The 19,158-nt window shown below is 70.2% G+C and carries 17 protein-coding genes and 1 pseudogene; 10 read left to right on the forward strand and 8 right to left on the reverse strand.

Annotated elements, in window-relative coordinates; all coding sequences use genetic code 11:
* Positions 1-42: 42 nt before the first annotated feature.
* Positions 43-1,869 (reverse strand): AMP-dependent synthetase/ligase, encoded by a 1,827-nt coding sequence (locus ACFYPC_RS04990; RefSeq protein ID WP_388670867.1) that lies wholly within the window; start codon positions 1,867-1,869, stop codon positions 43-45.
* Between the two features lie 369 nt (positions 1,870-2,238).
* Entirely contained in the window at positions 2,239-3,102 is an 864-nt protein-coding gene (locus tag ACFYPC_RS04995) for a LysR substrate-binding domain-containing protein (RefSeq protein WP_388670870.1), read from the reverse strand.
* A 172-nt stretch (positions 3,103-3,274) separates the two neighbouring features.
* On the opposite strand from ACFYPC_RS04995, the gene ACFYPC_RS05000 reads away from it, so the two are divergent.
* A complete protein-coding gene (locus ACFYPC_RS05000; protein ID WP_388670873.1) occupies positions 3,275-4,282 on the forward strand; it encodes a bile acid:sodium symporter family protein in 1,008 nt (335 codons plus the stop codon).
* Here ACFYPC_RS05000 and ACFYPC_RS05005 read toward each other — a convergent pair.
* The gene (locus tag ACFYPC_RS05005; protein ID WP_388670876.1) at positions 4,218-5,453 is read right to left on the reverse strand and encodes a DUF4185 domain-containing protein; all 1,236 of its coding nucleotides are present in this window, start codon (positions 5,451-5,453) and stop codon (positions 4,218-4,220) included. The two genes, ACFYPC_RS05000 and ACFYPC_RS05005, sit on opposite strands and share 65 nt — an antisense overlap.
* Positions 5,454-5,463: 10 nt before the next feature.
* A complete protein-coding gene (locus ACFYPC_RS05010) occupies positions 5,464-7,344 on the reverse strand; it encodes an exo-alpha-sialidase (protein WP_388670879.1) in 1,881 nt (626 codons plus the stop codon).
* Between the two features lie 188 nt (positions 7,345-7,532).
* Between ACFYPC_RS05010 and ACFYPC_RS05015 the strand changes: the two genes are divergently transcribed.
* A complete protein-coding gene (locus ACFYPC_RS05015) occupies positions 7,533-7,967 on the forward strand; it encodes a MarR family winged helix-turn-helix transcriptional regulator (protein WP_388670882.1) in 435 nt (144 codons plus the stop codon).
* A 19-nt stretch (positions 7,968-7,986) separates the two neighbouring features.
* A complete protein-coding gene (locus tag ACFYPC_RS05020) occupies positions 7,987-8,523 on the forward strand; it encodes an isochorismatase family protein (RefSeq protein WP_388670885.1) in 537 nt (178 codons plus the stop codon).
* A gap of 90 nt (positions 8,524-8,613) precedes the next feature.
* Here the strand turns inward: ACFYPC_RS05020 and fdhD are convergent, their stop codons facing one another.
* The 4 genes and pseudogenes from fdhD to ACFYPC_RS05040 all read right to left on the reverse strand — a co-directional run bounded on the left by fdhD (position 8,614) and on the right by ACFYPC_RS05040 (position 11,379).
* Positions 8,614-9,462, reverse strand: a complete 849-nt coding sequence (fdhD, locus tag ACFYPC_RS05025; RefSeq protein ID WP_388670888.1) for a formate dehydrogenase accessory sulfurtransferase FdhD — start codon at positions 9,460-9,462, stop codon at positions 8,614-8,616.
* Between the two features lie 5 nt (positions 9,463-9,467).
* A complete protein-coding gene (locus ACFYPC_RS05030; protein ID WP_388670891.1) occupies positions 9,468-9,605 on the reverse strand; it encodes a hypothetical protein in 138 nt (45 codons plus the stop codon).
* Positions 9,590-10,366, reverse strand: a pseudogene (locus ACFYPC_RS05035) (molybdopterin dinucleotide binding domain-containing protein); the annotation flags it as partial. The gene ACFYPC_RS05030 and the pseudogene ACFYPC_RS05035, both read right to left, overlap by 16 nt.
* A gap of 41 nt (positions 10,367-10,407) precedes the next feature.
* Positions 10,408-11,379 (reverse strand): 2-dehydropantoate 2-reductase, encoded by a 972-nt coding sequence (locus tag ACFYPC_RS05040; protein ID WP_388670894.1) that lies wholly within the window; start codon positions 11,377-11,379, stop codon positions 10,408-10,410.
* A 332-nt stretch (positions 11,380-11,711) separates the two neighbouring features.
* Here ACFYPC_RS05040 and ACFYPC_RS05045 point away from each other — a divergent pair, with 332 nt between their 5' ends.
* The 7 genes from ACFYPC_RS05045 to ACFYPC_RS05075 all read left to right on the forward strand — a co-directional run bounded on the left by ACFYPC_RS05045 (position 11,712) and on the right by ACFYPC_RS05075 (position 19,145).
* Positions 11,712-13,034: an OFA family MFS transporter gene (locus ACFYPC_RS05045; RefSeq protein ID WP_388670897.1), complete on the forward strand. Its 1,323-nt coding sequence runs from the start codon at positions 11,712-11,714 to the stop codon at positions 13,032-13,034.
* On the forward strand, positions 13,012-13,161 hold the full coding sequence (locus tag ACFYPC_RS05050) for a hypothetical protein (protein WP_388670900.1): 150 nt from the start codon (positions 13,012-13,014) through the stop codon (positions 13,159-13,161). Before ACFYPC_RS05045 ends, ACFYPC_RS05050 begins: the two co-directional genes overlap by 23 nt.
* 159 nt (positions 13,162-13,320) lie before the next feature.
* Entirely contained in the window at positions 13,321-14,259 is a 939-nt protein-coding gene (locus ACFYPC_RS05055; protein WP_388670903.1) for a beta-ketoacyl-ACP synthase III, read from the forward strand.
* Positions 14,260-14,394: 135 nt separating this feature from the next.
* Positions 14,395-15,075 (forward strand): GntR family transcriptional regulator, encoded by a 681-nt coding sequence (locus ACFYPC_RS05060; RefSeq protein ID WP_388672011.1) that lies wholly within the window; start codon positions 14,395-14,397, stop codon positions 15,073-15,075.
* 233 nt (positions 15,076-15,308) lie between these two features.
* Positions 15,309-16,490 (forward strand): ROK family protein, encoded by a 1,182-nt coding sequence (locus ACFYPC_RS05065; protein WP_388670906.1) that lies wholly within the window; start codon positions 15,309-15,311, stop codon positions 16,488-16,490.
* A gap of 118 nt (positions 16,491-16,608) precedes the next feature.
* Positions 16,609-18,126 (forward strand): sugar ABC transporter ATP-binding protein, encoded by a 1,518-nt coding sequence (locus ACFYPC_RS05070; RefSeq protein WP_388670909.1) that lies wholly within the window; start codon positions 16,609-16,611, stop codon positions 18,124-18,126.
* The gene (locus ACFYPC_RS05075) at positions 18,123-19,145 is read left to right on the forward strand and encodes an ABC transporter permease (protein ID WP_388670911.1); all 1,023 of its coding nucleotides are present in this window, start codon (positions 18,123-18,125) and stop codon (positions 19,143-19,145) included. Before ACFYPC_RS05070 ends, ACFYPC_RS05075 begins: the two co-directional genes overlap by 4 nt.
* Positions 19,146-19,158 lie beyond the last annotated feature (13 nt).

Below are 19,158 nucleotides of genomic sequence, written 5' to 3' on the forward strand. Positions count from 1 at the left end.
CCATCGTCAACGATCAGGGGCTGTGTCGCATTCCTGGTCGGCTCACGCCTTGTACAGGGCCTCGACCTCCGACGAGTACGCGTCCTCGATCGCCTTCCGCTTCAGCTTCAGCGAGGGCGTCAGCAGCCCGTGCTCCTCGGTGAACTGGTGCGCCAGTATCCGGAACGTACGGATCGACTCGGCCTGTGACACCAGGGTGTTCGCCGCGACCACCGCGCGCCGCACCTCGGCCTCCAGGCCGGGGTCGCGCACGAGATCGGCGGGGGACATCTTCGCCTTGCCGCGCATCTGGAGCCAGTGCTCGACGGACTCGGAGTCGAGGGTGACGAGTGCGGCGATGTAGGGGCGGTCGTTGCCGACGACGATGCACTGGGCGACCAGCGGATGGTCGCGTACGCGCTCCTCCAGCACCGCCGGCGAGACGCTCTTGCCGCCGGAGGTCACCAGGATCTCCTTCTTGCGCCCGGTGATGGTGAGGTAGCCGTCCTCGTCGAGCGAGCCCAGGTCGCCGGTGGCGAGCCAGCCGTCGTGCAGGGTGGCGTCGGTGGCCTTGGGGTCGTTCAGATAGCCCTGGAAGACGTTGGCGCCGCGCAGCCAGATCTCGCCGTCGTCCGCGATGTGCACGGTGGTGCCGGGGATGGGCTGCCCCACGGTGCCGAACCGGGTGCGCTCGGGCGGGTTGGCGGTCGCGGCCGCCGTGGACTCGGTGAGCCCGTACCCCTCGTAGATGAAGACGCCCGCGCCCGCGAAGAACAGCCCGAGCCGCCGGTCCATCGCCGAACCGCCCGACATCGCGTGCTTGACCCGGCCGCCCATCGCGGCCCGGACCTTGGAGTAGACGAGCTTGTCGAAGAGCTGGTGCTGCATGCGCAGACTCGCCGAGGGGCCGGGTCCGATGCCCCAGGCCTTCGCCTCGATCGCCTCCGCGTACCGCACGGCGATGTCGACGGCCTTTTCGAAGGGGCCCGATCTGCCTTCCTTCTCGGCCTTGCGGCGGGCCGCGTTGAAGACCTTCTCGAAGATGTACGGGACCGCGAGGAAGAACGTCGGCTGGAAGGCGGCCAGGTCCGGCAGCAGGGCCGCGGCGTTGAGCTGCGGCTGGTGCCCGAACTTGACCCGCCCGCGGATCGCGGCGACCTGCACCATGCGTCCGAAGACATGCGCGAGCGGCAGGAACAGCAGCGTGGCCGCCTCGTCGCCCCGCTTGGAGTGGAAGACCGGCTCCCAGCGCTCGATGACGGTGTCCGCCTCGAACATGAAGTTCGCGTGGGAGATGAGACAGCCCTTGGGGCGCCCGGTGGTGCCCGAGGTGTAGATGATCGTCGCGACCGACTCGGGCGTGACCGCACGCCGGTGCCGGTGCACCACCTCGTCGTCGATGTGCGCACCCGCCTCGTACAGCTCGTGCACCGCGCCCACGTCGAGTTGCCACAGCTTCTGGAGCTGCGGGAGCCGGTCGACGACCGTGGCGATCGTCATCGCGTGGTCCTCGTGTTCCACCATGACGGCCGACACCTGTGCGTCGTGCAGCATCCAGAAGACCTGCTCGGCCGAGGAGGTGGAGTAGATGGGGACGACCTGGGCGCCGATCGTCCACAACGCGTAGTCGAAGAGCGTCCACTCGTAGCGCGTACGGCACATGATGGCGACCCGGTCCCCGAACCGGATCCCCTGGACGAGCAGCCCCTTGGCCAGCGCGAGCACCTCGTCGCGGAACTCGGCGGCGGTCACATCACGCCACTGCCCCTGATCGTCCTTGCGGCCGAGTGCGATGTGGAGGGGGTCCTCCTGGGCATGATCGAAGACAACGTCGGCCAAACCGCCCACCGGCGGCGCCGACGCCAACGGAGGGTTGGTGAACTCGCGCAATCCCGCTCCTAGTGGCGCTCCGCACAGCGCCGTGAAAGCTACCTCACCGTGCGGCGGGGCGGGAGGGGGGTCGGAGCGCCGAAAGGTAAGGCATACCTACTGGTCAGTCGCGGAAATGCCCACACATGTCACGGAAATGCCCGCACAGGGGGAACCGCCGGACGGAAAACCTTACGGTTCCGTAGGTTTCCGCCCCGCAATCTCCACCGAATCTGTACGACCCGTATCGCACCGGATGTGGAGCGCAGGTTCCACTTCCAGTGATCGTGTTACCCGCTGTCAAGGGAGCGTGCCCCACTGTCGTCGGCGAGGCGAGGCGAGGCGAGGCGAGGCGAGCCGGCCCCGGCCCCGGCCGGAGGAGGGCACGTCCTAAGCCCGACGCAACCGGTCCCCGCCCCCGAGGATCGCTGCCGCCAGTGCGTCCGCCGCGCCCTGGGCCGCCCTCCGGCGCCGCCCGTGCAGCAGGACGAAGTCGACCTCGCCCAGCTCCGGCAGTCCCGCCCGCTCCGGGACCCGCACCAGCCCCGGCGGGATGAGACCCCTTGAGTGGGCCATGACGCCCAGCCCCGCCCGGGCCGCCGCGATGAGTCCGTTGAGGCTTGCGCTTGTGCACGCGACGCGCCAGGACCGGCCCTGGCGCTCCAGGGCTTCCAGCGCCAGGGCCCGCGTGATGCCCGGCGGCGGGTAGACGATCAGCGGGACCGGCCGGTCGGGGTCCAGGCGGAGGCGTTCCGCGCCGATCCACACCAGGCGGTCGTGCCGGACGAGTTCGCCGCGCGGGTCCTCCGGCCGCCGCTTGGCCAGCACCAGGTCGAGCTTGCCCGCCGCGAGCTGTTCGTGGAGCGTGCCGGACAGTTCGACGGTCAGCTCCAGGTCCACCTCGGGATGGCCGTACCGGAAGCTCTCCAGGATCTCCGTGAGCCGGGTGAGGACGAAGTCCTCGGAGGCGCCGAAGCGCAGCCGGCCGCGCAGCCGGGTCCCCGTGAAGAACGCCGTGGCCTGCTCCTGGACGTCCAGCAGCCGGCGGGCGAATCCGAGCATCGCCTCGCCGTCCTCCGTGAGCTCCACGGAGTGCGTGTCACGCGTGAACAACTGCCGTCCGGTGGCGTCCTCCAGGCGGCGTACGTGCTGGCTGACCGTGGACTGGCGCAGCCCCAGGCGCCGGGCGGCCTGGGTGAAGCTCAGCGTTTGCGCGACCGCGAGGAAGGTACGCAATTGGGACGGGTCGTACATGGTCCGGACGTTATCGCAAAACGCGATGACAGTCAGAGCCGTGTGAAGGATTCCCGATTGCGCTTAAGGGGAGGAGGATGGAGAGGGCACGACCCACTTCAGACAATGACGTACTGAATCGCACGCAGAACAGCAGTGGAGAACCGTGAGACGCCTGAAGTGGCCGGCTTGGATGCCCATTGACCCGTACCTCCTGATGCTGCTCGGAACTGTGGGCCTCGCCGCGCTGCTCCCCGCGCGGGGTACGGGCGCCGACGTCGCCTCGGGCGCGTCCGAGGGCGCGATCGCCTTCCTGTTCTTCCTCTACGGAGCGCGCCTCTCCACCCGTGAGGCGATCGACGGACTGCGCCACTGGCGGCTGCACACCACCGTTCTCGTCTGCACCTTTGTGGCGTTCCCGCTGCTCGGCCTCGCCGCCCGCAGCCTCGAACCGGTGTTCCTGACCGACCCGCTCTATCAGGGCCTGCTCTTCCTCACACTCGTCCCCTCGACCGTCCAGTCGTCGATCGCCTTCACCTCCCTGGCGCGCGGCAACGTGCCCGCCGCGATCTGCGCGGGCTCCTTCTCCTCGTTGGCCGGCATCGTGGTCACGCCGCTGCTCGCGGCCTCGCTGCTCGGCGACAGCGGCGGCTTCTCCGCCGACGCGATCGTCGGGATCGTGTTCCAGCTGCTCGTGCCGTTCGTGGCCGGACAGGTGCTGCGGCGCTGGATCGGCACCTTCGTCGCGCGGCACAAGAAGTTCCTCGGATACGTCGACCGCGGCTCGATCCTCCTGGTCGTCTACACGGCGTTCAGCGCGGGCATGGTGCACGGCATCTGGCACGCGGTCAGCCCCGCCCGGCTGGCCGGGCTCCTGCTGGTCGAGGCCGTGCTGCTCGCCGTGATGCTCACGGTCACCTGGTACGGCGCGAAGGCGCTGGGCTTCAACCGGGAGGACCGGATCACCGTCCAGTTCGCCGGGTCGAAGAAGTCCCTCGCCTCCGGACTCCCCATGGCCGGCGTGCTGTTCGGCGCGCAGGCCTCACTCGCCGTGCTGCCGCTGGTGCTCTTCCACCAGATGCAGTTGATGGTGTGCGCGGTGATCGCCAAGCGGCGCTCGCGCGATCCCGAGGTGGTCAGGGAGCGGACCCCAGTCGCAGGGTCACAAATCGTGGCCGGTACAGCGACACGTTCCGGCTGAGGTTCGCCTGCGCCGAAGCACCTGTCGCGTCCAGCCAGTTGACGTCGTAGCTCAGCACCAGCCGGTCGTCGTCGCTCAACTCCACGTGCACCTGCGGGTTGTACGCCGCCACCTCGCCCTGCGGCAGCCGCGGGCTGAAGCTCCGGGTGGGCCCGTGCCAGGGTCCCGTCGGCGAGCACGCCCAGTAGGACGTGACCGTGGTCAGTCCCGCGGCGCCCGCCGCCATCGTGAACAGCACGTAGGTCCCCTCGTCGCGCACCACGCTGAACGCGCTGCCCACCCCCGTGCGCTGCCCGTCCCCGAGGACCGGCTTCGGAGCCGTCCGCACCGCCCAGCGCTCGCCGTCCCAGTACTCCCATGCCCCCGGCTCGGCGAGCCCGCCGCGCGGCACCCGCGCCACGTACGCCTTTGAGACGGGGCGGGAGGCGGCCTGTCCGTCGTCGCCGCCGAAAACGTACGTCCACTCGCCCGCGTCGACCGTCGTGGTGCCGAACAGCACGCGCCGGGAGGGATCCGCCACGGAACTCTGGTCCAGGACCGTCGTGATGCCTTCGAGCCGCAGGTCCGGTAGAGAGAGCGTGGCGACCTCGGTGGCGGTGGGCACCCCGTAGATCCACGGGTCCTGGCCCGCCGTACGGGTCCACAGCAGGACGCGTACCACCTCCTCGGAGGCACCCGGGAAGCGCGGTTCGACGCGCGCCGCGACAGGCCAGCGCCACTGCTGCGGCGCCGGGTCGGGGAAGACCGGCGCGGGGAGCGTGGTCTCCAGGCGTCCGGACTCCGACATCACCACGGCGGAGTTGCGCACCAGCGGAGTCGACGCGTCGCGCCAGGCGAAGGACTCGCCCACCGGGTTCGGCGGCGCGTACACCTGGCCGAGATAGGTGTCCGAGAACAGCCACAGCAGCCGCCCGTCCGGCAGCCGCACCGAATGCGTGCCGTCGCCGCCGGTCCAGTCGTCGACGCGAGAGGCGTCGTCCCCGTACCGGGCGAACTCGTCCGTGATCCGCTCCTCCGGGGCCCAGGACGTCAGCGTACGAGCCGGGCACACGTCGCCGCCCTCCCGGTCGTCGTCCGGGAGGGCGGTGAGCAGTACGGCGGCGCAGACCAGGGCCAGCAGGATGCCGAGCCCGGTCCCGTTCTGACGTCGTGCTCCTGCGTCGTCCGGCACGCACGGGACGTTAGCGGCCGTCGCTCACGTGGTCCATGGGCAGCCACAGCACGGTGTCCTGCGTCACAGGGAGGAAGTTGTCCGTGCGCAGGTCGGTCAGCTCGTCGTCGGTCAACGCGCGGGCGTCCACCCGGACGTCGTCGATCGCCCCGGCGAAGTGCGCCCGGCCGTCCATCCGTTGGCCGACGTGCACCCCGAACGGCGAGTTACGGCTGACCGATCCGGGCAGGTCGGCCGCGCTGAGCGCCTTACCGTCGATGAACAGCGTCAGGTGCCCTTCACCGCGGCGCAGCGCCAGATGGTGCCACTGCCCGTCGTTGTACGCGCCCATGGTGCGCACGGACGTCGTGGTCGGGGGCGCCGCGCCGTCCCGGGTGGTGATCAGGCCCGTGATACGGCCGGAGGCGGGCTCGCCGCGCAGCCACACCTGCGGCTGCGAGTTGCCGGACCCGCCCATCCACAGCAGCGGCTGTTCACCGGTGGTGGCCGTGTAGCGGAACCAGAGGGAGGCGGTGAAGGCCTTGGCGCCGAGCGGGAGCTGTTCCCGGTAGGGGAGGCGTACGGCGTCGTCGGTGCCGTCGAACTGGAGCGCGCCGCCGAGCACGCCCGGCGTCTCCCGGGCGCCACCGAGGACAGCTGCCGGCTCGGCGCCCGGTGCCAGGTCGAGGGTTGTCGGGTCCGCGCCGCGGTTCGGGCTCAGCCAGTCCTCGGTGAAGCGGGCGAAGCGGATCTCGTCGCGCGCGTCGACCGCGCCGCCCTCGTAGAGCAGCCCGACGGTGCCGGAGTCGATCGCCACCATGTCCGAGTAGCCGGACCAGTCCGTGGTGACGACCGTGCCGCGGTCCACGCTCTCCCAGGTCGCCCCCTCGTCGTAGGAGGAGCGGATCATCATCGTCCGGCGGCGGTCCGGGTCACCGGGGCAGGCGAGCAGCAGCCGGTTGCCCAGGCGCAGCAGCGAGCCCTGGACCTGGGGCGCGTAGAGATCCGGGATGTTCCTGAAGGGCGTGGTGAAGCTGTCACCGCCGTCGCTGCTGACGGCCTGGGTGCGGTGCCCGAGGTCGGAGCCGTCCTGCTCGCGCCCGCTGACCAGGACGGACCCGTCGGCGCGCTCCGTGAGCGCGATCTCGGACGGCTTCTGGCGGAAGGTCCCGTCATCGGCGATGGGCCACGAGTCCGTCGCACCGATGGCCCAGTGGTCGCCGCCGTCGTCACTGGTGATCAGTGCGGCGTGGTTGGTGGTGGGCCGGCTCCCCTCCCACGTCTCGGTGTTGACGCCGAAGACGAGGCGTCCGGCGTACGCGCCGGCGGTCAGCTGGATGCCGTGCACGGGACCGGTGGCGTACCAGGAGTTCCAGTGGGCCGGCAGGAGTTCCTTGCTCAGGTCGCGCGGCTGCGACCAGGTGAGACCGTCGTCGTCGCTGTGCTGCATGTGCGGGGTGCGGTCGCAGGGGACCGCGCAGTTCGCGCTGTCCGCCCGTCCCGTGTTGTACGTCTCGGCCAGCAGGATGCGGCCGGTCTCGCGGTCCACGAGGGGCGCCGGGTTCCCGTGGGTGTCGCCGTCTCCGTCGTTGACGACCTGGAGTGGGCCCCAGGTGCGTCCGCCGTCGGTGGACCGCTTGACCACGATGTCGATGTCGGCCGCGTCCCCGCAGTTGAGAACCCGTCCTTCGGCGAACGCCAGGAGCGTGCCCTTGACTGTCTGTACGACGGCGGGGATGCGGAAGCAGGAGTAGCCGGGATCCTGCGGGGCCTTGAAAAGCACCTGCTGCTCGAACTCGCCCGCTGCGGCGGCCCCTTGGGCTCCGGCCGGGACCGGCAGCGCGAGCAGCGAGGCGGTGGTGAGCGCGGCGGTGACGGTACATCTGAGACGAGCGCGGAGACTCGACGGCATGGTGCGGCCCTGCCCTTCATACGTCTGGACATCTGGTGACGAGGTGTCAGGGCCGGGGTATCGCTGTGCCGGGGGTACTCCGCGGTGCGGTCACGCAGCGTCCTCCTGAGGGCACCGATTCATTGGGAGCCCCAACGATATCCAGAGAACCGTTGGGATGTCCAATGATTATTGGATAGGATGTTTGTGTGTCTGCGTCTCTGTCCGCCATTCGCGCCCTCCCCAGCTGGCTCCTCGGCCGGGCGGCCGCCCGTGGCCGCGCGCTCGTCGCCGAGGCGCTGGCCGCCGAGGGCATGAAGATCTGGCACCACGTGGCGCTCTCCGCGGTCTCGGACCTCGGCCCCGTCGCCCAGGCGGAGCTGGGGCGCGGTATCCGGCTCGACCCCAAGGACCTGGTCGGCGTCCTCAATGACCTTCAGTCCGCCGGCCTGGTCGTCCGGGAGCCGGACCCCGCGGACCGCCGCAAGAACGCGGTGTCGATCACCGAGGAGGGGCGCCGCCTCCTGAGGCGCTGCGAGAAGGCGGCGCGCGAGGCGAACGACGAGCTGCTCGCCTCGCTGTCGGCGGCCGAACGGGAGCAGTTCATGGGCTTGTTGATCCAGATTTCCGGTACGGACGGCTGACACGGGCTAACGTTCCGTCATGAACGCACCCGAAGCCGAACCCAAGCTCGCTCTCGACCCCGCACGCACCGCCCTCGTGCTCGTCGATCTGATGGACCGCATCGTCGGGCTGCCCCTGGAACCCCGCAAGGGAACCGAAGTCCTCGCTGCGGCCGAGGAGTTGGCGGCCGCGTTCCGCGAGGTGGGGGCGCTCGTCGTGCTCGTCCGGGTGGAGCGGCCCGGGATTCCCCGGCAGCCGCCCGGCAGTGAACTCGTCGCCGGGCTTGCGGCGGAGGGCGACGTGGAGATCGTGAAGCGGACGATCGGCGCCTTCCAGGGCACCGGGCTCGACGAGCGCCTGCGTGAACGCGCCGTGACCACCCTGGTGTTCGGCGGCGTCGCCACCAACCTGGGCGTCGAGTCCACCGCCCGCGCGGCCGGCGACCTCGGCTACGACCTCGTCTTCGTGGAGGACGCGATGGCCGCCCTCACCGCCCCCGAGCACGAGGCTGCGGTGGGCCTGAACTTCCCGCGTCTGGGCACGGTGGTGACCTCGTCGGAGGTGCGGTTCGCCTAGGGGGTGAGGTGGGGCTGAGGCGGGACCTCTCCGGCGCAGGGGGCGCTCCCCGCCGTTCGAGGCCCCGCCACCGTGACGCGGGGAAGCCGGTCAGCCCTGGGCGGCCGCGGCCTGCAGGGCGATGCGGTGCTCGCCCGCGTACACGTTCATGGAGGCGCCGCGCAGGAACCCGACCAGTGTCAGGCCCGTCTCCGCGGCCAGGTCGACCGCGAGGGACGACGGGGCCGAGACCGCCGCGAGCACCGGAATGCCCGCCATCACCGCCTTCTGCGCCAGCTCGAAGGAGGCCCGCCCCGAGACCAGCAGAACGGTCCGGGACAGCGGCAGCGTGCCGTTCTGCAGGGCGCGGCCGACCAGCTTGTCGACCGCGTTGTGCCGGCCCACGTCCTCCCGCACGTCGACCAGCTCGCCCTCCTCGGTGAAGAGCGCCGCCGCGTGCAGACCCCCGGTCCGGTCGAAGACCTGCTGCGCCGCCCGCAACCGGTCGGGGAGGAGGGCGAGGAGCTCGGGCTCCAGCCGTACCGGGGGAGTGTCGTCGATCGTCCAGCGGGCCGTCGTACGGACCGCGTCCAGGCTCGCCTTGCCGCACAGACCGCAGGAGGACGTCGTGTACACATTGCGTTCGAGCGTGATGTCGGGCATCACGAGGCCCGGCGCCGTCCGCACGTCGACGATGTTGTACGTGTTGGAGCCGTCCACCGTGGCGCCCGCGCAGTACACGATGTTGGCGAGCTCGTCCGCCCGGCCCAGCACCCCCTCGCTGACGAGGAAGCCCGCCGCCAGCGCGAAGTCGTCACCGGGGGTGCGCATCGTGATGGCGAGCGGTTTGCCGTTGAGCCGGATCTCCAGGGGCTCCTCGGCGACGAGTGTGTCCGGACGGGTGGAGACCGCCCCGTCGCGGATACGGAGCACCTTGCGTCGTTCCGTGACTCGTCCCATGTTGATCAGCCCCGGTTCTGTACGTGCTGGTGGCCTGAGCGGCCCTTGCTGTGGAGGTTGCCGTGAGTGGCCGGACGGTCGTGCGGCTGGGTGACCTTCACCCAGCCATTGTCCTGCACCCGCGCGATCAGGGGGCGGCGCACTCCACCCCCTCGTCCGCCGGCCGTCCGGTCACGGCCGGCAGCCTCTCGATCCTGACCGCAGACGCCGTGAATTCCGCCGTACCGGCGATGGGACTGTTCGCCCCGGTCGCCAGCAGGCCGGTTTCCACCTCATCGGGAACGTGCGTGGCCGCCATGAAGGCCAGTCCGGGCCGCAGCTCGGTGTCGACCCATACCGGCGCCACCACCGAGCCCTGCCGCGAGGAGACCCGGACCTGCTCGCCCACGACCACGCCGTAGCGCTCGGCGTCCTCCGGGCACAGCTCGACGTACTCGCTCCGCTGCCGTGGCGGCGTGACACCGCCGCCGCGCACAGCGGTGCCGAGACGCCTACCCGTGGTGAGCCGGATCGGGTACCGCTCGTCCGTCAGGTCGAGCGGCGGGTCGTGCCGGACGAGCTCGAAGGCCGCCCGGTGACCGACTCCCGCGCCCGAGTGCCCCGTCAGCAGCGCCAGGTTGGCCAGCGCGCGAGCGTGCTCCGTGCCGTCGCCGCCCTGCCGCACGGCGCCGCCGGGCGCCCGGTCCTGCCGGGCGTACGACTGCGCCAACTGCCGTACGGCGGACGCCGGTACGCCCGTCACCTTCGCGGCCAGCGACGGTGTCCACGGTTCGACCAGCTGTCTGTACTCCTCGAAACCGCTCGTGGCGCTCTCGATGAAGGCCTGGTCGGCGAGGCCCGCGTGGATGATCTCGCGGGCGACCGCGTGAGCCAGCGCGATGTCGCTGCCGACGTCCAGGACCAGTGGACGGGTGGCCCTGGTGTGGAGCTGCGGTTCGGGTCGTCTCATGCGGCGGTCCGCAGCGCGAGCAGATCCGAGATGGCGTGCACGGTACGGAGTGTCGGCACCGGGACCCCCGTGATCTCCGCCAGCTCCACGACGGCCGCGAGCAGCACGTCGAGTTCGAGCGGTTTGCCGCGCTCCAGGTCCTGGAGCGTGGAGGTGCGGTGGTCGCCGACGCGCTCCGCGCCGGCCAGCCGCCGCTCGATGGAGATGCCCACCTTGCAGCCGAGGGCCTCCGCGACCGCGAGTGTCTCGGCCATCATGATCTCGATGACCCTGCGTGTGCCGCCGTGCAGGCACATCTGGCGCATCGTCGCCCGGGACAGCGCGCTGATCGGGTTGAAGGAGATGTTGCCGAGCAGCTTGAGCCAGATGTCGTTGCGCAGGTCCTGCTCGACCGGGCACTTGAGCCCGCCCTCCCGCATGGCCTCGCTGAACGCCTTGCAGCGCTCGGAGGTGGACCGGTCGGGCTCACCGATGGAGAACCGGGTGCCTTCGAGATGGCGGACGACTCCCGGCCCTTCCAGCTCTGTTGCGGCATATACCACGCATCCGATGGCCCGTTCGGGCGCGAGCACCGCACTGACCGCGCCGTCGGGGTCCACACTCTCGACACGGTGGCCGTCGTGCGGCCCGCCGTGCTGGTGGAAGTACCACCAGGGGATGCCGTTCTGAGCGGCTATCACCGCGGTCTTGTCATGCAGCAGTGGCTCGATCAGCGGCCCGCACGCCGCGTACGAGTTGGCTTTGAGACCCAGGAAGACGTAGTCGACCGGACCGATGTCGGCCGGGTCGTCGGTGGCGTGGGCTCGCGCGGTGAAGTCACCGCGGGGGCTGAGCACGCGGACTCCGTGCTGCCTCATGGCCGCGAGATGCGGTCCACGGGCGACGAGGTGCACATCGGCGCCTGCGCGGTGCAGCGCGGCGCCGACGTAGGCGCCGATCGCACCGGCGCCCAGAACTGCGACTTTCACTGTGTGGCGCTCCGTTCGGTCGAGGGTACCGAGGAACTGCCGAACTCTGTCGACGAAATATTGTCTACAGGATGGAATGAGGGGCGGCAAGGGCTGGGACAGCACGTGAGGGGCCGACAACGCTGCCTTTGCACGGCTTTTGCGCGGCCCACGCGCTGCGTTGGGCCAATGCTCGCGTCATGCCGGGCCGGTGGCGCGATTGTGCTGGCGTGAACCGTTCGTCGAACAGCGGCTGCCGTTCGCCGCGTCAGGCTTACCGCTCATCGCATACGGTCGACGAGTTCTGCCGCTCGGCTTCCCCAACGAGCAACCGCTTCCTATCGTTTGGGATCATGAGCCCCCCTGTCGCACCCCCAGGCTGGAGCCGCTGGCTCGTACCGCCGGCGGCCCTGTCCGTCCACCTTTCCATCGGTCAGGCCTACGCCTGGAGCGTCTTCAAGCCGCCGCTCGAATCCGCGCTCGGCCTCAGCGGTACCCAGAGCGCGCTGCCCTTCCAGCTCGGCATCGTCATGCTCGGCCTGTCCGCCGCGTTCGGCGGCACGCTCGTGGAGCGCAACGGGCCGCGCTGGGCGATGACCGTCGCCCTGGTCTGCTTCTCCTCCGGCTTCCTGATCGCCGCGCTCGGCGCCTACACCGAGCAGTACTGGCTGATCGTGTTCGGCTACGGATTCGTCGGCGGCATCGGCCTCGGCATCGGCTACATCTCGCCCGTCTCGACCCTGATCAAGTGGTTCCCGGACAGGCCGGGCATGGCCACCGGCATCGCGATCATGGGCTTCGGGGGCGGTGCGCTGATCGCCTCGCCGTGGTCCGCGCAGATGCTGGAGTCCTTCGGTTCCGACTCCTCCGGGATCGCGCTCGCGTTCCTGGTGCACGGGCTGACGTACGCCGTCTTCATGTCGCTCGGTGTGCTGCTGGTCCGCGTGCCGCGCAGCGAGAAGCCCGTCGCGGCCGGCCCCAGCTCTCTCGACGGAGTGCAGGTCTCGGCCCGGAACGCCGTACGCACCCCGCAGTTCTGGTGCCTGTGGGTGATCCTCTGCATGAACGTGACCGCGGGCATCGGCATCCTGGAGAAGGCCGCCCCGATGATCACGGACTTCTTCGGGGACTCCTCCACACCGGTGTCCGTCTCGGCCGCCGCCGGATTCGTCGCGCTGCTCTCCGCGGCCAACATGGCGGGCCGTATCGGCTGGTCCTCGACGTCCGACCTGATCGGACGCAAGAACATCTACCGCGTCTACCTCGGCGTGGGCGCCCTGATGTACGCGACCATCGCCTGGTTCGGCGACTCCTCCAAGCCGCTCTTCATCCTCTGCGCCCTGGTGATCCTCTCCTTCTACGGTGGCGGCTTCGCGACCGTCCCCGCCTATCTGAAGGACCTCTTCGGCACCTACCAGGTCGGCGCGATCCACGGCCGACTGCTCACCGCCTGGTCCACGGCAGGCGTGCTCGGTCCGCTGATCGTGAACTGGATCGCCGACCGGCAGGAGGAGGCGGGCAAGTCCGGCTCCTCGCTGTACGGCCTGTCGTTCCTGATCATGATCGGCCTGCTCGTCGTCGGCTTCGTGGCCAACGAGCTCGTACGACCCGTCCACGTCCGGCACCACATTCCCGCCCCCAGGGAGGCCACCGATGTCCAGCAGCAGTCCGCCTGACACCTCCAGCGGCGGTCCGCCCGACCGGCGGGCGCTGATCGCCTTCGCCTGGCTCTGGGTGGGGGCGCCACTCGTCTACGGGGTGTACGAACTCGTACAGAAGGCGACTCAGCTGTTCACCGGATGACTGTTCGGGTGTCCGGGGAATTGTCAGACAGGCCCCAGGGGCTGACAGAAGCCGACAAGCCTGGCGCCCCAATCCTGTGGCATCACTTGGCGTCGTACCCATGGGTCACTGATCACACTGGAGGATCCCGCTACCCAAGGCAACGAGGGGGACCCACCCATGAACGGCTCACGGATCGCCGCCGTCGGTCACTACCAGCCCGCCAAGGTGCTCACCAATGAGGACCTGGCGGAACTGGTCGACACCAGCGACGAGTGGATCAGAAGCCGGGTGGGCATCCGCACACGGCACATCGCCGGGCCCGACGAGCCCGTCGACGAGCTGGCCGCGTACGCCGCCGCCAAGGCGCTCGCCGCGGCGGGCCTGACCCCGAGCGACATCGACCTGGTCCTGGTCGCCACCTCCACGGCCGTCGACCGCTCCCCGAACATGGCTGCCCGCGTCGCGAACCGGCTCGGTATCCCCTCGCCGGCCGCGATGGACGTCAACGTCGTCTGCGCCGGCTTCACCCACGCGCTGGCCACCGCGGACCACGCCGTACGCGCGGGCGCCGCGACCCGCGCCCTGGTCATCGGCGCCGACAAGATGTCCGACGTGGCGGACTGGAGCGACCGGACGACCTGTGTGCTCGTCGGCGACGGGGCGGGGGCCGCCGTGGTCGAGGCGTCCGACGACCCGGGGATCGGCCCGGTGCTGTGGGGCTCGGTGCCCGAAATGGGCAACGCGGTCCGCATCGAGGGCACCCCCTCGCGCTTTGCGCAGGAGGGACAGAGCGTCTACCGCTGGGCGACGACCCAGCTCCCGGCCATCGCCCGCAAAGCCTGCGAACGCGCGGGACTCTCGCCCGAGGACCTCGCCGGCCTCGTCCTGCACCAGGCGAACCTGCGGATCATCGAGCCCCTCGCCGAGAAGATCGGCGCGGTCAACGCCGTCGTCGCACGTGATGTCGTCGAATCGGGGAACACGTCGGCGGCGAGTATTCCGCTCGCCTTCTCCAAGCTCGTGGAGCGCGGGGAACTCTCCAAGGGTGACCCCGTCCTGCTGTTCGGCTTCGGCGGGAACCTGTCGTACGCCGGACAGGTCGTCCGTTGCCCGTGAACAGCTCCCTCATCATGGTGTAACGAGCCCAACTCCTGTGCCCACTGGCCTTTGTGCGCCGTAGACTGTAGGCGAAAGACAATTCATAATTGCCTTTCGCAATGCAGCGACAACGCTGCCCAGGAGGGGACCGTGATGTTGTCGACAGGGACAGGGCTGCCACAGGGAGCGGTGCCCAAGCTCGAACGGCCCGGTCCGTTGCGCGACCGCGTCTACGAGGCGCTGCTCGAGCTCATCACCACCCGCGCCCTGGCACCGGGCCAGCACCTCGTCGAGAGCGAACTCGCCAGGCACCTCGGGGTGTCCCGGCAGCCCGTCCGCGAGGCCCTGCAGCGGCTCAGCACCGAGGGATGGGTCGATCTGCGGCCCGCCCAGGGTGCCTTCGTGCACGAGCCGACGGAGGAGGAGGCGGACCAGCTCCTGACGGTCCGCACGCTCCTGGAGGCCGAGGCCGCCCGGCTCGCCGCCGCCAACGCCGGTGCCGAGGCCATCGCCACCCTGGAAGCGCTGTGCGCGGAGGGTGAGCGCGCGGTCGCCGCCGACGACGTGGACACCGCGGTCGCGACGAACGCCCGGCTCCACGCGACGGTCATGGAACTCGCGGGCAACACCGTCCTCGCCGAGCTGGCCGCACAGGTCGACCGGCGGGTCCGCTGGTACTACACACCGATCGCCCGGCAGCGCGGCCGCCAGTCCTGGATCGAGCACCGCGAGCTGATAGCGGCGATCGCGGACCGTGACGAGCAGCGCGCCACTGCGGTCATGCGCACCCACACGGAGCACACGCGGAAGATGTACCACGAGCGGGAGAAGTAGTCCGGCCGCGTCCCGGCCATCAGGAGAGCGGGTCACAGCCTCGGCTGTGACCCGTTTTACGTGCCTGCGGATGCTTCTTTGTCCTGTCAGTGGAGAAAGTTGGCAGCAATCTCTGCGTTACTTCTTCCCACCCCAGGCAACCGCTGCTACGTTCCACTCGAAAGCAGGCCCGGCGAAGTGGCCGGAACTGGTGGACGCAAGCCAATTGAGGCGGGGAGGGGCCTGTGAGACGTATGACGGCACGACCCGCCAACGCGCACCAGGCGCGGCTGCTGCGGCTGTTGCGTGACGGCGGCCCCAACTCCCGCGCTCAGCTCGGCGATCAGGTCGACCTCTCGCGGTCGAAGCTCGCCGTCGAGGTGGACCGGCTCCTGGAGACCGGACTCGTGGTCGCCGACGGACTCGCCGCTTCCCGCGGAGGCCGCCGCTCCCACAACATCCGGCTCGCACCGGCGCTGCGCCTCCTGGGCGTCGACATCGGCGCGACCTCGATCGACGTGGCCGTCACCAACGCCGAGCTGGAAGTCCTCGGGCACATCAACCAGCCCATGGACGTACGCGAGGGCCCGGTCGCGGTCTTCGAGCAAGTCCTCGCCATGGCGGCCAAGTTGAGGGCCTCGGGGCTAGCGGAAGGGTTCGACGGCGCCGGAATCGGCGTACCGGGACCCGTCCGGTTCCCCGAGGGCATCCCCGTCGCCCCGCCGATCATGCCCGGCTGGGACGGCTTCCCGGTCCGGGAGGCGCTCAGCCAGGATCTCGGCTGCCCGGTCATGGTCGACAACGACGTGAACCTGATGGCCATGGGGGAGCAGCACGCGGGCGTCGCACGCTCCGTGGGCGACTTCCTCTGCGTCAAGATCGGTACCGGTATCGGCTGCGGCATCGTCGTCGGCGGTGAGGTCTACCGCGGTACGACGGGAAGTGCGGGCGACATCGGGCACATCCAGGCCGTACCCGACGGCCGCCCGTGCGCCTGTGGCAACCGGGGCTGCCTGGAAGCCCACTTCAGCGGTGCCGCGCTCGCCCGCGACGCCACGGACGCCGCCCAGCAGGGACTTTCGACCGACCTCGCGACCCGCCTGGAGGTGAACGGCAGCCTGAGCGCGGTCGATGTCGCCGCCGCGGCCGCCGCGGGTGACGCCACCGCGCTCGACCTGATCCGCGAGGGCGGCAACCGGACGGGTCAGGTCATCGCCGGCCTTGTCAGTTTCTTCAATCCGGGCCTGGTGGTGATCGGCGGCGGGGTGACGGGTCTCGGCCACACCCTGCTCGCCGCGATCCGCACCCAGGTCTACCGCCAGTCGCTGCCCCTGGCGACCGGCAACCTCCCCATCGTGCTGGGTGAGTTGGGCCCGACCGCCGGAGTCATCGGCGGTGCCCGGCTCATCAGCGATCACCTGTTCTCACCTGCGTAACCACTCTCGGTTCAACGGATAACCAGCACAGCGCCCTGCTCTGCCCTGCCCGAAACCCGCCTGCTCCGCACGCGCACCGCCCTGAATCCGGCCCGCACGCCTGCCAAAGGGAACCGCCATGGCACCAGAACCACCGCTGCTCACCATGTCCGGCATCACCAAATCGTTCCCCGGAGTCCGGGCCCTCGACGGCGTCGACCTCGACGTCCAGGCCGGCGAGGTGCACTGCCTGCTCGGCCAGAACGGTGCCGGAAAGTCCACACTGATCAAGGTCCTGGCCGGCGCCCACCAGCCCGACGACGGCACCATCAGCTGGCGCGGCGACCACGTCACCCTCCGGTCGCCGATCGCCGCCATGCGCCTCGGTATCGCCACCATCTACCAGGAACTCGACCTGGTGGAAGGCCTGTCGGTGGCCGAGAACGTGCACCTCGGGCATGAACCCACGGCCGCCGGTTTCGTCGTACGAGGAAGGGCGGCGAAGGAGTCGACCGCCGCTCTCCTCAAGCGACTTGGGCACTCCGAGATCGATCCGGCACGGCTCGTCGGTGAGCTGTCGGCCGCCCAGCAGCAGATCGTGTCCATGGCGCGGGCCCTCTCCCACGACGTACGGCTCATCGTCATGGACGAGCCGTCCGCCGCCCTGGACCCCGACGAGGTCGACAACCTCTTCCGCATCGTCGGTGACCTCACCGCGGACGGTGTCGCCGTCGTCTACATCTCGCACCGCCTGGAGGAGATCCGCCGTATCGGCGACCGCGTGACCGTGCTGAAGGACGGGCGTGCGGTGGCGGGCGGGCTGCCCGCGAAGTCCACGCCGACGCGTGAGGTGGTGGCGCTGATGACGGGGCGCAACGTCGAGTACGTCTTCCCGGACCGGCCCACGGCACGGCCGCCCGGCGAACCCCTGCTCCGAGTCCAGGGCCTGGCCCGTGCGGGGGAGTTCGAACCGCTCGACCTCGACCTGCGGCCCGGCGAGATCGTCGGACTGGCCGGGCTCGTGGGCTCCGGACGCTCCGAGATCCTGGAGACGATCTACGGAGCGCGCAAGGCGACACAGGGCCAAGTCATCGTCGACGGGCGTTCGTTGCGACCCGGCAGCGTACGCGCCGCCGTCCGCGCCGGGCTCGGGCTCGCGCCCGAGGAACGCAAGGCGCAGGCCCTGCTGATGCTGGAGTCCGTCACCCGCAATGTGTCGGTCTCGTCCATGTCCCGCTTCTCCCGCGGGGGTTGGATCGACCGCGGCGCCGAACGCGGCGCGGCGCGGGCGGCGACCCGCGAGCTGTCCCTGCGCCCGGACAACCCGTCCGTGCCGATCCGGACGCTGTCCGGCGGCAACCAGCAGAAGGCGGTCCTCGCGCGCTGGTTGCTGCGCGGCTGCCGGGTGCTGCTGCTCGACGAGCCGACCCGAGGCGTCGACGTCGGCGCCCGCGCCGAGCTCTACGCCGTCATCCGGCGGCTGGCCGACGAGGGCCTCGCCGTCCTGCTGGTCTCCAGCGAAGTGCCCGAAGTGCTCGGCCTCGCCGACCGGGTGCTCGTCCTGCGCGAGGGGCGGGTCGTCCACACGGCCCCGGCCCGGGAGCTCGACGAACACCGCGTCCTCGACCTCGTCATGGAAGGAACGTCAACGTCATGACGCAGCCAGCGTCACCTCCCAGGCCCGGTGACACCCGCAAGGTCCCGCCGGTGGACCGGACAAGCCCGTGGCGGACGGTCGCGGCCCGCGCCGACGTCCGTACGCTCTCCCTCCTCGGGGTGCTGGCCGCCCTGGTCATCATCGGCGGCATCACCAAGCCCGACGAGTTCCTCGACACCCGCAACCTCCAACTCGTCCTCACCCAGGCCTCGGTGATCGGCGTCGTCACCGTCGGCATGACCTTCGTCATCACCTCCGGCGGCATCGACCTGTCGGTCGGCGCGATCGTCGCCCTCGCCTCGGTGTGGGCGACGACGGTCGCCACCCAGGACTTCGGCTTCGCGGGCGTCCTCTTCACGGCCGTGCTCGTCGGCGTCGGCTGCGGTCTGGTCAACGGCATGCTCATCGCGTACGGCGCGATGGTCCCGTTCATCGCGACGCTGGCCATGCTCGCCTCGGCCCGCGGACTGGCGCTCCAGATCACCGACGGAAAAACCCAGATCGTCACCATCGACGGCATCCTGAAGCTCGGCGAGCGGGACTCCTACGTGCTCGGCATACCGCCGCTCGTGCTGGTCTTCGCCGTCGTCACGATCATCGGCTGGCTGCTGCTCAACCGCACCACCTTCGGCCGCCGCACGGTCGCGGTCGGCGGCAACGCGGAGGCGGCACGGCTCGCGGGCATCGACGTACGACGGCAGCGGCTTTACCTGTATCTGCTCTCCGGACTGTGCTGCGGCATCGCCGCGTTCCTGCTGATCATCCTGTCCGGATCGGGCCAGAACACCAACGGGAACCTCTACGAACTCGACGCCATCGCGGCCGCGATCATCGGCGGCACCCTGCTCACCGGGGGCCGCGGGACCATCGTCGGCTCGGTGCTCGGCGTCCTGATCTTCACCACGATCACCAACATCTTCGCGCTCAACAACCTGCAGAGCGACGTCCAGCAGATCGCCAAGGGCGCGATCATCGTGGCCGCCGTGCTCGTCCAGCGCCGTACCGCCAGCACGACTTGAGGGAAGGGTCCAC

The organism is Streptomyces sp. NPDC005808 (assembly GCF_042871385.1).
Taxonomy (GTDB): Bacteria; Actinomycetota; Actinomycetes; order Streptomycetales; family Streptomycetaceae; genus Streptomyces.

What these genes read in the sequence shown, in the direction of transcription:
- ACFYPC_RS05075 (WP_388670911.1), top strand. Translation starts at nt 18,123, where the DNA reads ATGACGCAGCCAGCGTCACCTCCCAGGCCCGGTGACACCCGCAAGGTC.
- ACFYPC_RS04995 (WP_388670870.1), bottom strand. Translation starts at nt 3,102, where the DNA reads ATGTACGACCCGTCCCAATTGCGTACCTTCCTCGCGGTCGCGCAAACG.
- ACFYPC_RS05055 (WP_388670903.1), top strand. Translation starts at nt 13,321, where the DNA reads ATGAACGGCTCACGGATCGCCGCCGTCGGTCACTACCAGCCCGCCAAG.
- ACFYPC_RS05010 (WP_388670879.1), bottom strand. Translation starts at nt 7,344, where the DNA reads ATGCCGTCGAGTCTCCGCGCTCGTCTCAGATGTACCGTCACCGCCGCG.
- ACFYPC_RS05050 (WP_388670900.1), top strand. Translation starts at nt 13,012, where the DNA reads ATGTCCAGCAGCAGTCCGCCTGACACCTCCAGCGGCGGTCCGCCCGAC.
- ACFYPC_RS05000 (WP_388670873.1), top strand. Translation starts at nt 3,275, where the DNA reads ATGCCCATTGACCCGTACCTCCTGATGCTGCTCGGAACTGTGGGCCTC.
- ACFYPC_RS05060 (WP_388672011.1), top strand. Translation starts at nt 14,395, where the DNA reads ATGTTGTCGACAGGGACAGGGCTGCCACAGGGAGCGGTGCCCAAGCTC.
- ACFYPC_RS05070 (WP_388670909.1), top strand. Translation starts at nt 16,609, where the DNA reads ATGGCACCAGAACCACCGCTGCTCACCATGTCCGGCATCACCAAATCG.
- ACFYPC_RS05020 (WP_388670885.1), top strand. Translation starts at nt 7,987, where the DNA reads ATGAACGCACCCGAAGCCGAACCCAAGCTCGCTCTCGACCCCGCACGC.
- ACFYPC_RS05065 (WP_388670906.1), top strand. Translation starts at nt 15,309, where the DNA reads ATGACGGCACGACCCGCCAACGCGCACCAGGCGCGGCTGCTGCGGCTG.
- fdhD (WP_388670888.1), bottom strand. Translation starts at nt 9,462, where the DNA reads ATGGGACGAGTCACGGAACGACGCAAGGTGCTCCGTATCCGCGACGGG.
- ACFYPC_RS05045 (WP_388670897.1), top strand. Translation starts at nt 11,712, where the DNA reads ATGAGCCCCCCTGTCGCACCCCCAGGCTGGAGCCGCTGGCTCGTACCG.